The sequence below is a fragment of the Dolichospermum sp. DET69 genome, from assembly GCA_017355425.1.
GTDB lineage: Bacteria > Cyanobacteriota > Cyanobacteriia > Cyanobacteriales > Nostocaceae > Dolichospermum.
This window is the reverse complement of record CP070233.1, coordinates 1,874,079-1,886,697: the sequence shown is the minus strand read 5'-3', so window position 1 is coordinate 1,886,697 and position 12,619 is coordinate 1,874,079. Positions and strand designations below refer to the sequence as shown.

The 12,619-nt window shown below is 34.6% G+C and carries 11 protein-coding genes; 7 read left to right on the top strand and 4 right to left on the bottom strand.

Annotated elements, in window-relative coordinates; translation table 11 throughout:
• Nucleotides 1-84 precede the first annotated feature (84 nt).
• Complete coding sequence (locus EZY12_08880; GenBank protein QSX69687.1) at nt 85-321, bottom strand: DNA-directed RNA polymerase subunit omega; 237 nt, start codon at nt 319-321, stop codon at nt 85-87.
• 20 nt (nt 322-341) lie between these two features.
• Entirely contained in the window at nt 342-677 is a 336-nt protein-coding gene (locus EZY12_08875) for a hypothetical protein (GenBank protein QSX69686.1), read from the bottom strand.
• A gap of 146 nt (nt 678-823) precedes the next feature.
• Here EZY12_08875 and EZY12_08870 point away from each other — a divergent pair, with 146 nt between their 5' ends.
• Both EZY12_08870 and EZY12_08865 read left to right on the top strand, forming a co-directional pair.
• Entirely contained in the window at nt 824-1,612 is a 789-nt protein-coding gene (locus tag EZY12_08870; GenBank protein QSX69685.1) for a TIGR01548 family HAD-type hydrolase, read from the top strand.
• Between the two features lie 54 nt (nt 1,613-1,666).
• A complete protein-coding gene (locus EZY12_08865; protein ID QSX69684.1) occupies nt 1,667-3,055 on the top strand; it encodes a cytochrome P450 in 1,389 nt (462 codons plus the stop codon).
• Nucleotides 3,056-3,148: 93 nt separating this feature from the next.
• Here EZY12_08865 and EZY12_08860 read toward each other — a convergent pair whose 3' ends face one another.
• Nucleotides 3,149-4,444 carry a glycosyltransferase gene (locus tag EZY12_08860; protein QSX69683.1) on the bottom strand — a complete coding sequence of 432 codons (1,296 nt, stop codon included), beginning with the start codon at nt 4,442-4,444 and terminating at the stop codon, nt 3,149-3,151.
• A 170-nt stretch (nt 4,445-4,614) separates the two neighbouring features.
• On the opposite strand from EZY12_08860, the gene leuS reads away from it, so the two are divergent.
• From leuS to EZY12_08845, 3 genes are all read left to right on the top strand, one after another.
• A complete protein-coding gene (gene leuS / locus EZY12_08855; GenBank protein QSX69682.1) occupies nt 4,615-7,191 on the top strand; it encodes a leucine--tRNA ligase in 2,577 nt (858 codons plus the stop codon).
• 116 nt (nt 7,192-7,307) lie between these two features.
• On the top strand, nt 7,308-7,928 hold the full coding sequence (locus tag EZY12_08850; protein ID QSX69681.1) for a DUF4433 domain-containing protein: 621 nt from the start codon (nt 7,308-7,310) through the stop codon (nt 7,926-7,928).
• An 8-nt stretch (nt 7,929-7,936) separates the two neighbouring features.
• Nucleotides 7,937-9,127 (top strand): macro domain-containing protein, encoded by a 1,191-nt coding sequence (locus EZY12_08845; GenBank protein ID QSX69680.1) that lies wholly within the window; start codon nt 7,937-7,939, stop codon nt 9,125-9,127.
• A 144-nt stretch (nt 9,128-9,271) separates the two neighbouring features.
• Here EZY12_08845 and EZY12_08840 read toward each other — a convergent pair whose 3' ends face one another.
• The gene (locus tag EZY12_08840; protein QSX69679.1) at nt 9,272-10,207 is read right to left on the bottom strand and encodes a hypothetical protein; all 936 of its coding nucleotides are present in this window, start codon (nt 10,205-10,207) and stop codon (nt 9,272-9,274) included.
• Nucleotides 10,208-10,468: 261 nt separating this feature from the next.
• Here EZY12_08840 and EZY12_08835 point away from each other — a divergent pair, with 261 nt between their 5' ends.
• Together EZY12_08835 and EZY12_08830 are read left to right on the top strand one after the other, a co-directional pair.
• Complete coding sequence (locus EZY12_08835; GenBank protein QSX69678.1) at nt 10,469-11,608, top strand: AAA family ATPase; 1,140 nt, start codon at nt 10,469-10,471, stop codon at nt 11,606-11,608.
• Nucleotides 11,609-11,625: 17 nt separating this feature from the next.
• The gene (locus tag EZY12_08830; protein ID QSX69677.1) at nt 11,626-12,582 is read left to right on the top strand and encodes a hypothetical protein; all 957 of its coding nucleotides are present in this window, start codon (nt 11,626-11,628) and stop codon (nt 12,580-12,582) included.
• Nucleotides 12,583-12,619: the final 37 nt, after the last annotated feature.

The window sequence follows — 12,619 nt, the reverse complement described above, 5'->3', positions numbered from 1 at the left end:
CACCTTCGTGGACTCTCTCATTTAACCCACGTAGGTGGGTTTTGTCTGTGTAGCTGTGACTTCTAGTCGCCAAATACCTTTAAATTATAATTCGCCGATAATTTCTGGCTGATTTAATTCGTCAGACATTTCAATAATTGCTCTGAGTACAGGCTTCATGATGGAATCTTCGTTATTTTCAAAATCTTCATAACGTCGCCGTTTGGCACGATTTGCAACCTGCACCGTAATGCGATAGCGATTTGACGCAGCACTAATTAGTTCTTCTGAACGGTGCATGATTTGAGACTGCGTAGTCTCGAATTTAGAACGCTTAAGCATAATTGATGACTCTAAAGATTCTACCCCAGTTTACTCGGATTTTTCAATTTTAGATATGGAAACGACAATGATCCTTGATAAATTTGCTTAACTAGGACAATGAGACTGAGAATTTGCCGTAATTGTTGAGTTTGCTGTTTAAGTATTTGCTTCTCTAGACGGAGATTCTGAATCTCTTTTTGAGCTAGATAAATATTAGCTGGTGCAATATGTAGGGCTGCATAACTAGCACGTTCATATTGATTAAATATATCTGTTATCAATGCTAGAGCATTTTTTGCTTTTCGTAATTGTTTAGCTAAGTAAAGGAGGGTGATGGAAATAAGGATGTTAATCAGGACAACGATAGTTACCATTATTCTCAAGAATCATTGAACGCAGATAAACGCAGATAAACGCAGATGAAAATGAATAAGTTTGGATCTCATTCCAGTGCATACCGCTATAATTCTGTTTAGGATTACTATAAAATTTTGTCCATTCTCCTTTTCCAATTCCTTCCATGACCGAAAGCACAAAACCGATAGTTGTATTTGATATAGACGGGGTTATCCGTGACGTTAGTGGCTCATATCGTCGCGCTTTATCCGATACTGTGGAATATTTTACCACTCAAGCCTATCGTCCCACACCAACAGACATTGATAATCTCAAATCTGAAGGAATTTGGAATAACGATTGGGAAGCTTCCCAAGAATTAATTTACCGCCATTTTGTTAGTCAAGGACAGCAGCGGGAACAACTACAATTAGATTATGAAAATATTGTTACTTATTTTCAAAGCCGTTATCGGGGTACAGATACCGAAAATTGGAATGGCTATATTTGTGATGAACCTTTATTAGCACAGCCTAGTTATTTTCAAGAATTAACAAAATCTGGTATTGCTTGGGGTTTTTTCAGTGGTGCTACTCGCTTGAGTGCTAACTACGTTTTAGAAAAACGTTTAGGTTTAGATTCTCCTATCTTAATTGCTATGGAAGACGCACCTGGTAAACCTGATCCTACAGGACTTTTTGCTACTATTAACATTTTAGAAAATGGTAGTAATCAAAAACAAACAGTTGTCTATGTGGGTGATACTGTAGCAGATATGCACACTGTGGAAAAAGCCAAAGCTGTAGATAATTCTCGGACTTGGTTAGGTGTTGGGGTATTGCCTCCCCACGTTCAGGAAATAGCAGAAGTCCGGGAAGCTTATACCCAAAAGCTGATCCAAGCTGGGGCAAATATAGTGTTTAATAATGTGCAGGAATTAACAATTAAGACGATTGCCAAATTAGAAGCGTAATCTCATCTAAGCAGATTTTTCTCAATTACCTAAACTAATAGCAAACTTATCAAAATGTCTAATTTAAAACTACCTGATGGACCAAAAACTCATCCTTGGATACAGACATACCAATGGTTAAAAGATCCTTTAGGATATATGGAAGAATGTACTGAAAAATACGGTGATATTTTCACTTTAAGAATTGGTCCCGTATTTAAACCACAAGTATTCATTAGCAATCCCCAAGCAATTCAACAAATTTTCACCACTGACACCAAACAATTAGATTCTGGTGCGCCAGCAGGTATTCAAGCAGGGTTGTTAGGAAAAAAATCTCTATTAGCACTAGAAGGGAAGCCACACCAACGCCAACGCAAGTTGTTAATGCCACCCTTGCATGGGGAGAGAATGCTGTCTTATGGTGATTTAATCCGGGAAATTACACAAGAAGTTACTAACAAATGGCAGATTGGAGAACCATTTAATATCCTATCTTCCATGCAAGAAATTTCTTTTGAGGTGATTTTAAAAGCTGTATTTGGTTTACGAGAAGGTTCACGTTATCAAGAACTGAAGAAACTGCTACTAAAAATACTTAATCCTAAACAACCTTTTGTGAGAGGACTGTTATTAGTTTTTCCATTATTACAAAAAGATTTAGGTGCGTGGAGTCCTTGGGGAAAATTCCTCCGCTTAACAGATCAAATTAATAAACTAATCTATACAGAAATTAAGGAACGTCAGGAAAATCCAGATCCATCTCGGACTGATATTTTGTCTTTGATGATGGCTACTAAGGATGAAGAAGGTCAACCCATGACTGATGTTGAATTACGAGATGAGTTAATGACTCTATTGGTAGCTGGTCATGAAACTACTGCAACTTCTTTAACTTGGGCGCTTTACTGGATTCACCATTTACCACAGGTACGAGAAAAACTATTGCAAGAATTGGATAATTTGGGTCAACAACCTGATGCTAATGAAATTTTCAAATTACCTTATTTAAATGTTGTTTGTTCAGAAACATTGCGGATGTATCCAGTGGCTATGTTAGCTTTAAATAGATTGGTAAAATCACCATTGGAAGTCATGGGTTATAATTTAGAACCTGGAAATTTGGTAGTTCCTTGTATTTATTTAACCCATCATCGAGAAGATTTATATCCTGATTCTAAACAGTTTAAACCTGAGCGTTTTTTAGAACGTCAATTTAGCACTTCTGAGTTTTTACCTTTTGGTGGTGGAAATCGTCGCTGTATTGGTATGGCTTTGGCGCTGTTTGAGATGAAGTTGGTTTTAGCAACTGTCTTGTCTCAATGGGAGATGGAATTGGCTGATACTGAACCTGTAAAACCAGCACGGAAGGGGGCTTTATTGGGTACTGGTGGCGGTGTGAAGATGGTTGTAAAGGGGAGAAGAGAGCAAAATCAGCGGGTTTTTGAAACTAGCGTTAGATAAGTTTGTTGAATATGCGTTAGCGTAGCTTACCGTAGATATCAATCAGAGTATGGTAATGTAAGAGCGATCGCATATTACATCTTAAATCTTTGATTAGATTAGATTAGATAGAATCGGCTCACCAGCATATATTACTTTTTCAATAATATCAGCGGCGTAATTCACACCCCCAGCCTTAGAAATTGCCTCTTTTAGCCTCAGTGCATTTTGTTTGTAAGAGGATTCTGTTAACACCTGTTTAATTGTTTGTTGTAAACTCGTAACATTTAAGCCAGACAAGGGTAAAAATTCGCCAGCACCTGTATAAGCTATCCGAGAAGCAATTCCTGGCTGTTCATTAGTAATCGGAATCGCTACCAGGGGAACTCCACTACTCAAAGCTCCTAAAACTGCATTCATACCACCATGAGTAATAGTGAGTACAGATTCCGAAATCAACTTCTGTTGAGGAGCATAAGGTACGACTAAAGGTGAACCTGGTAGGTTAAAATTTGATTCTTTTATTTCTGGTTGACCTAAAGAAATCACAAGTTGTACATCCAATCCTATAGATGCTTCGGCAATAATTTGAAAAATTTCCTGTTTGCGGTTTTGTAAAGTACCCAATGCAGCGTAAATCAATGGTTTACCATTCAATTTTTCAAAAGGGAAAGGTATTGGTGATAATGAAAGAGGTTCTAATCCTGATGGGTCTTGCAATGGACCAGTATAATGAAATGTCTTAGGTAAACCTACTCGCGGAAAGTCAAATTCAGCAGGTAGCTGGCATATCTGAGCTAGTTTTCCAGCAGCCTCATCACGATGTGTATAAGCTGGCAAATTCCATTTACGACGTTGAGATATTACTAAGTTCCAGATTTTTTGTGATAAGCGATTGAGTAAAAAATTACCTGCACGGTTTCGCCAAGGAGACCACCATTCCGTGTTATAATCCCAATTTGTAAAGTAAGGTGGAACTCCGGGTTCTCTATTAATTAGAAGAGCATTACATACGGTCACAAAAGGTATTTTGAGGAAGTCGGCAATAGTTCCCCCTCCAGTTGTTACTTGATCTACTAATAACATCTCTATTCCAGCTTTTGATATTGCTGTAGGTGCTTCACTAAAAAGCATCTTTGTTTCCTTTTCTAGCCAGCTTATTGTGAAATTTAATGCTGGGATTCCGCTTAACTCTCCTAACTGTTTATACATTGGTTCTAATGTTCCAGCAGGAAATTCAACTTCTCCTATTTTCCAAAAATCTAATCCAGCATTATTAACCTTAGATTGAACATCGGGTATGTGAAATAATGTAACACGATGACCGCGCCGTTTTAATTCTCTTCCCAAAACAAACATTGGGTTGAGATGACCGATTGCGGCTGGGCAAAGAATACCAAAATGAGTCATAATTTGTTCTGGTTAATGATAATAACGATATATACCAGAAAATCGGCAAATAAAATTACAAAATGCCATAAGGATATATGCTTCGCTCCCTAAAAAACTCAATAGCTTCAGGAGCAGTCAAGATTATGCCACAATAGCGAAATTAGGTAACAGCATTAGGAGTTTTAGTTGTGGAGTCCCCCCAAAAAACGTTATACCAACCAGCCGCAATTGAGGAAAAATGGCAACAAATATGGGCAGAGCTTGGCTTAGATAAAACGCCTCAAGATCAAAACAAGCCAAAATTCTACGCGCTTTCCATGTTTCCTTACCCATCCGGTAGCTTGCACATGGGTCACGTCCGTAACTACACAATTACAGATGTGATTGCCCGCCTCAAACGAATGCAAGGGTATCGGGTATTACATCCAATGGGTTGGGATGCTTTCGGACTACCCGCAGAAAACGCCGCCATTGATAGAGGTGTACCCCCTGCCAAATGGACTTATCAAAATATTGCCCAAATGCGGCAACAATTACAGCGTCTGGGTTTATCCTTAGATTGGGAAACTGAACTTGCTACCTGTTCCCCCGATTATTATAAATGGACACAGTGGATTTTTCTGCAATTTCTCGAAGCTGGTTTAGCATATCAAAGAGAAGCCGCAGTTAATTGGGACCCCATAGACCAAACTGTATTAGCAAACGAACAAGTTGATAATGAAGGACGTTCCTGGCGCAGTGGTGCAATAGTTGAACGTAAATTACTACGTCAATGGTTTTTTAAGATTACCGACTACGCCGAAGAATTATTAAATGATTTGGATAAACTCACAGGTTGGCCTGAGCGAGTCAAATTAATGCAAGCCAACTGGATAGGAAAATCCACTGGTGCATATTTAGAATTTCCTATTGTCGGATTAGATGAAAAAATCGGCGTTTATACCACTCGTCCCGACACTATTTATGGCGTGAGTTACGTTGTATTAGCTCCAGAACACCCCTTAACTCAGGTTATTACCACATCAGAACAAAAAGCGGCGGTAGAAGCCTTTATCAAGGAAGTCAGCAACCAAAGCGAGTTAGAAAGAACAGCAGAAGATAAACCAAAACGGGGTATTCCTACAGGTGGGAAGGTTATTAACCCCTTTACTGGGGAAGAAGTACCCGTATGGATTGCAGATTATGTTCTCTATGAATATGGTACAGGTGCGGTAATGGGTGTACCAGCCCATGATGTCCGAGATTTCAAATTTGCCAAAGAACAAAATTTAGCTATCAAAGTGGTAATTGTTCCCGAAGTTGGTGCAGAAGAAACTTTAAAATCAGCCTATACAGAAGCGGGAATTTTAGTTAATTCCGGTGACTTTAATGGCATAAATTCAATAGATGCCAAAAAAGCCATTATCGAATTTGCCGAAAAACAAAACTTTGGTAAATTAAGAATACAATATCGCCTCCGAGATTGGTTAATTTCTCGACAACGTTATTGGGGCGCACCTATCCCTGTTATTCACTGTCCTGAATGTGGAATTGTGCCAGTACCAGATAAAGATTTACCTGTCCAATTACCCGAAGATATTGAATTAAGTGGTCGGGGTGGTTCACCTTTAGCACAGTTAGAAAGTTGGGTAAATGTCCCTTGTCCAACTTGCGGTACTCCTGCAAAAAGGGAAACCGATACAATGGATACTTTTATTGATTCTTCTTGGTATTTCTTGCGTTATCCTGACGCAAAGAATGAGGAAAAGATTTTTGATTCTGGTAAAGTAAATGATTGGATGCCGGTTGATCAATATGTGGGCGGAATTGAACACGCAATTTTACATTTATTGTATTCGCGGTTCTTCACTAAGGTATTAAGAGATAGAGGTTTATTCAACTTTGATGAACCATTTCAACGCCTATTAACTCAGGGAATGGTACAGGGTTTAACTTACATGAACCCGAATAAAGGTGGTAAGGATAAATGGATTCCTTCTAATTTGGTTGATGCTAATAATCCTGTAGATCCACAAACTGGAGAACCTTTACAACGTCTGTATGCTACCATGTCTAAATCAAAAGGCAATGGTGTTGCACCGGAAGATGTGATTAATAAATATGGCATTGATACGGCGCGAATGTTCATTTTATTTAAAGCGCCTCCTGAAAAAGATTTAGAATGGGATGAGGCTGATGTTGAGGGACAATTCCGCTTTTTAAATCGGGTTTGGCGGTTGGTAACAGATTATGCTGCAAGTCCAAAACAACTGACAACTGACAACGGACAACTGACAAAAGCCGAAAAAGATTTACGTCGCTTCATTCATATTGCTATTCAAGCAATTACGGAAGATGTAGAAGATGAATATCAATTTAATACTGCAATTTCGGAATTGATGAAGTTAAGTAATGCGTTGACTGATGCTGATTGTCATAATTCACCAATTTACGCGGAAGGTATTCAAACTTTGGTGATTATGTTAGCGCCTTTTGCCCCGCATATTGGTGATGAATTATGGCAGTTATTGGGGAATAAAAACTCTGTGCATACCCAAACTTGGCCAAGTTTTGATCCTGCGGCTTTGATAGCTGATGAAATTACTTTGGTAATTCAAATTATGGGTAAAACTCGCGGTTCTATTCAAGTTCCTTCTCAAGCTGATAAAGGGGAGTTGGAAAAATATGCGCGGGAGTCTGAGGTTGCACAGCGTTATATTGAAGGGAAGGAAATCAAGAAGGTAATTGTTGTTCCTGGTAAGTTGGTGAATTTCGTTTTAGGATAGTTTTTGTAGGTTGGGTTAAATAAAATGCAACCCAACATTTATGGTAACATACTGATGGGTGGTGTTGAGTTTCGCACCTCCACCCAACCTACAACTTAAACTATAGATAGAAAAACATGAATAGCAATTTCCCATATCAATATCTTGAAAAATATAATATCAAGTACCTTTATCACATGACCGCTATTAGCAATCTACCTTCCATATTACAACATGGACTATTATCACATAATGAGGCTCATAAGTTAGGTCTGGTAACAGATATATCTGATCCAACTGTACAGTATCTCAGAAGTAATCGTATAATTAATGATATAGAATTACATAATTATGTACCTTTTTATTTTTCTCCAAGAAATCCCATGCTTTATGTGAAAAGAGAAATACAAAACCAAATAGTTTTTCTTGGTGTAGATCCTTGTTTACTTTTTCAGTCAACAACAATATTTTCCAATGGTAATGCTGCTTCTCTTGACACTAAATTCTATCGAGGTGTATCTTTACTAGATAATCTACCTTGGGATATAATTAATGCAGGATATTGGAATGATATTCCTGATGGTAAAAGAATAAAATGTGCTGAAATTCTGGTATATCCTAAAGTTTATATTAACAAGATTTTGAAGATATTTTGTTGTTTACCAAATCAAGTCGAACAAGTTAGAGCTATTATTGACTCACTTTCAATAGATGTTAATATTGTAGTGGAGATAAATCGAAATCTATATTTTTTCTGAGGATATGTATGTTAAAATACACTGATACCACCGTGTTTAATGTTAGCGCACAAACTATAGTAAATACAGTCAATTGCGTAGGTGTTATGGGAGCAGGATTAGCACTAGAATGTCAATTGCGTTTTCCAGAAATGTTTCAAGATTATGCAGAAAGATGCAAAAGCAAGTCTGTCAAAATTGGTAAACCATATTTATATCGGTCCTATGGTAATCCTTGGATAATGAATTTTCCCACAAAAAATCATTGGAAATATCCTTCAAAAATTGAATGGATAGAACAAGGTTTAGATTATTTTGCCAAAAATTATGAACGAGGATGTATTCAATCAATTGCTTTTCCAAAACTGGGCTGCGATAAAGGAGGATTGAATTGGAGAGATGTTCAAACCATAATGGAGAATTATCTTCAAAACCTTAATATAGATATATATATATGTCTTGACCGTGAATCAGAAGCAACTGGAATTGAAGGTGTGATGACTGAATTATTGAACAATAAACAAAATACTTTCTGGGCTGATAAATTAGGTATAAAAAATGATATATCAAGAAAAATATTAGAATCTTTACCAATCAAAAGATTTAGAGATTTAGGTAAAATTGAAGGAGTTGGTAAGCAAACCTACAGAGACATATTTAAGTTTTTATATTCAGTTGCAGTTCAAGAAGATTCTATCTCCAATCAAGACCATGAAATATCAAATGTGAGTCATCTAATATTTCCTGTTAATACTTCAGTAGAAGTAACAAAAATAGGTGATATTGCACTCACCCAAACAGAAGATAAAAATGCCACTAATAAACCTATCATTATTAAATCTAACGGTGGTTATAAATTAGATACAAAACGGCGTAATTATCTAATATGCGAACTTAAAAATTCAGTAGGTTTAGATTTTAATGAATTACACAAACTTAAATGGTGTGATTTCATAACTGACGAACTTACTGGACAAATAGCTGTATTTGGTAAGGCTATTTCATCATCAATATGGCAAGAAATTCAATTAATGAAGAATAATTCAAATTTAGAGTCTCATGTATTTTATAATAGTAAAAATGCAAGTAAATTACCAGTTGAGACTATAAAAAAAATTATTCGTGATGCTACAAAAAAAACTGAAGATGTTAACAAGTTAAATTCTCAAATATTACAAGATATTCCAGAGAAGCAACTAGAGTTAAATTTAACTTACTAATACATTGGGTATATCATCTTAATGTTATCTGAAATTGAGTTGTAGGTTGGGTTAAATGAAATGCAACCCAACTTATGTATTATTGTTGGTTGATGTTGGGTTTCCTTGCGTCAACCCAACCTACAAAATATGTGTTTTTAGTATTTAAGGAAGGGATTTTTCAGCTTGTATCAAAAACAAAATTGTACTTGCTGTTATATGAAGTTGGTAAGCTGCAAAATATTGTGGAACATTAACAGGTTGAGAACCCTGTCCATGTCCTCCAAGCTTATTTCTCATTGTAGGAATTCCACTTTCAAGATTTTGCCTGAGTGTTGAAAATTGGGTTTCTAAATAATTAGGAATTAGATGATTATTGAAGCAAATATTAATAAGTTTTTGGGCTGTATCTTTAGGTTCAAAATTCCAGCCTTGCTTATTACAAATGATTTTCATAGTGCTTTCAAAAGCTTTGAGACATTCGTTGAGACATTCTTTGTAATTCCCATGTCTATAATGTTCATGAGCTTTCAAAAATTCCTCATTTGCTCCCTGAAATCGAGTATCACTTAATAATTGTAAAACTGGCTTGACTGCTTCAGTATGGATAATCTGAGAATCAACTCTTATAATTTCACCTGACTCATACTGATAGCCTATTCCATGTTCCCTAAATCTAAAGTTCAATTCCTTGATTAATTGATCAATTGTATTTGATATATTTTTTATTGTATCACCTTTGTTATATAATTTTTCAAAAAATTTAAAGGTTAATTCAACGCTATCAAGAACCTGTTCTATTTCTTCCGCTTCTATTATAAAATTCAATACTCTTTTAGTATATAGCATATTATTTCGCACATTGAACATGAATGAGATATCTGAACCCAAACTTAATATGCCATGTTCACGACATATTATATTGTGAATATCCAGAAAAACTTGTTCACTTTTATTTGTCTCATAAAGACCAATAAGATCCTTTATAATATGAACAATCTGTACACGGAGAGTCCGAGGAATATTATCATACTGATACACATCAGGGACATCTCCCATAAGTTTTTTTTGCCGTTTTGAGTAGATATCGAAGACGTTCATGACTAAATAAACTATATAAACGATACATGTATGATACAATATTTTCAACTATCTTGTATGTAGCAATTAGTAATTTGTAGGTTAGGTTAAATGAAATGCAAACCAACACATTTATTATTGTTAGTTGATGTTTGGTTTCCTTCCGTCAACCCAACCTTGTATCTTATAGGTATGTTAGAGGAAGAAAATAAGTAATATTGCACTGGAAAGGGAGTATAATGGACATGGTCTACTTGTAAAGTTAAAACACTATATTGATTTATGCACATACAAAGAATCCAAGTACCTGATTTTCGAGCTTTAAAAAATGTAGATATTACTTTTGAGAAAGAATTTACTCCGCGTATTTTTCCCCTTGGTAGTCAAAATGGAGGGGGTAAAAGTACATTGTTACAGTTGATTTTTGTTTTATTACACTGTTCTGGTAATCCTGATAGATTCGAGTTTATTCAAAATCTACTACATGGGTTTGAGGTTAATGATGAGTCGGGGAAAAGGACATTAGCTATTATTGATATTTGGGATGGTAGTAAAACTGTAAAACTTGATTTTTTTATTTGTAGTGAATCTTATATTTTAAAATTACTGGAACAAGATTATGACGATGATGAAATTAAATCAGTTAGTTTTTATGAGGAAAAATCAGAAAAATATATTAATTTATACTTTATTTATAGTTTTCAGACTGCTCAAAACTTTATAGGGAGATTTATTTGTCAATTCGATGGAGATGAAATATTTAAATTGCTCATTGAATTATCAAACAAAATATTTTTAACTGCTCACGTTTCACAAATATTCCTATTTTTACAACCAGACAACAGAAAATCCTTATTTAAAAAACAGGAAAACAATCAAACTAACTATTATCAACAAATTAAAACAGCTAATTCTAAATTACCTGGATTTTTTACCTATGATTTCTTATCAATAGACATTCTGATTGAAGCATTCAAAAAAGCACGAGATGATGATTTTAAACAAGCTGTCGAAAAAGGGGGAAATTATGGTAATAATTATGTAAAATTATTAGATGAACTCAATAATCTTTTAAGTAACAAGAAAATTAATGTACAACCTGATTTATCTGGAATTAATTTTAAAATTGATGGTGATGAAACAGAACTTTATCCAGAAGATTTAAGTCATGGAGAATTAAAAAGATTATGTATATATATGTGGTTAAAACATAATAAGATAGAAGATGCTATTGTATTAATGGATGAATTAGAAATATCATTTCACCCAGATTGGCAATATCAAATAGTTAGAGATTTAGAAGAATGGGGTGCGACTAATCAATATATTCTTGCAACACATTCTTATGAATTATGTAATGCAGTTACACCTGCTCATGTTAAGGAATTAGATCCAAAATTACAAGGAAGAACAATTCAATAATCAACCTAATCAAGAATATGAGTTTTAATGAGCAGGAACTAAAAGAACATTGTTTAAAGATTATTCAAGATAGCAGAATTAAAAATAAAATTGTCATTCTCTGTGAAGGTCTTATTCCCCCAAAAGTAGAAGGTAGACGCTCACCGCAATTATATAAGCAAATGGAACAAATGCCAGATGCTAATTTTTATAATGCTTGTGTCCCAACATGGTGGAAGCAATATAGACCAGTTTTTTTTAATTGTGGAGATAGAAATGATGTTTTAAATACATTTTTTGGGCTTTTAGATTTACATAATGCTGATTATAGTCAATCATTTTTAACTCCTGATAAACTTTTTGCTATTGTAGATTTAGATATTCAACTTGCTGAAATAAAAGAAGATTACAAATTTCAAAATACTGATGATATTTTCTATAATATTTATGATGAAACAAAGATTAATGAAACTGATCTAAACCATCATCGTATATGGATTACTGGTTTAATTCATAAAGAAGCTTATTTTTTAAAACCTGATATTCAAGAAGTTTTTGATAATCAATATATTATTTCTCCTTTATATAAAGAAAATACTGTTAATTTAGAAAATATTTATTTAGATATGGTTAATGATATGACTAATGATGCAGATTTACAAATTCATTGGTCAAGGGTAATTAAGAGAATCAGTCACCTTTCTAGTTTTGATGGTATGGAAATAGATAAATTTCAATATTCTTGGCAAGAAGAGTATCAAAATAATCAAAATTTACATTATAAAAATAAGTTAATAAATGCGGTATTAATGCTTGTCAAATCTAAAGAATATTGGAAGCAAATTTTGCCTGATGATAATTGGACTCATTCAGAATCCAAATTTAGAGAACAGTTATCTTTAGAAATTGGTAAATTTTATTCAAAACAAGATTGTATTGTTGAAAATCATATTCCTTTTTTCTTTAAGACGCTATACAAATTAATTGAAGAATAAACAATTTTGTAGGTTGGGTTAAATGAAATACAACCCA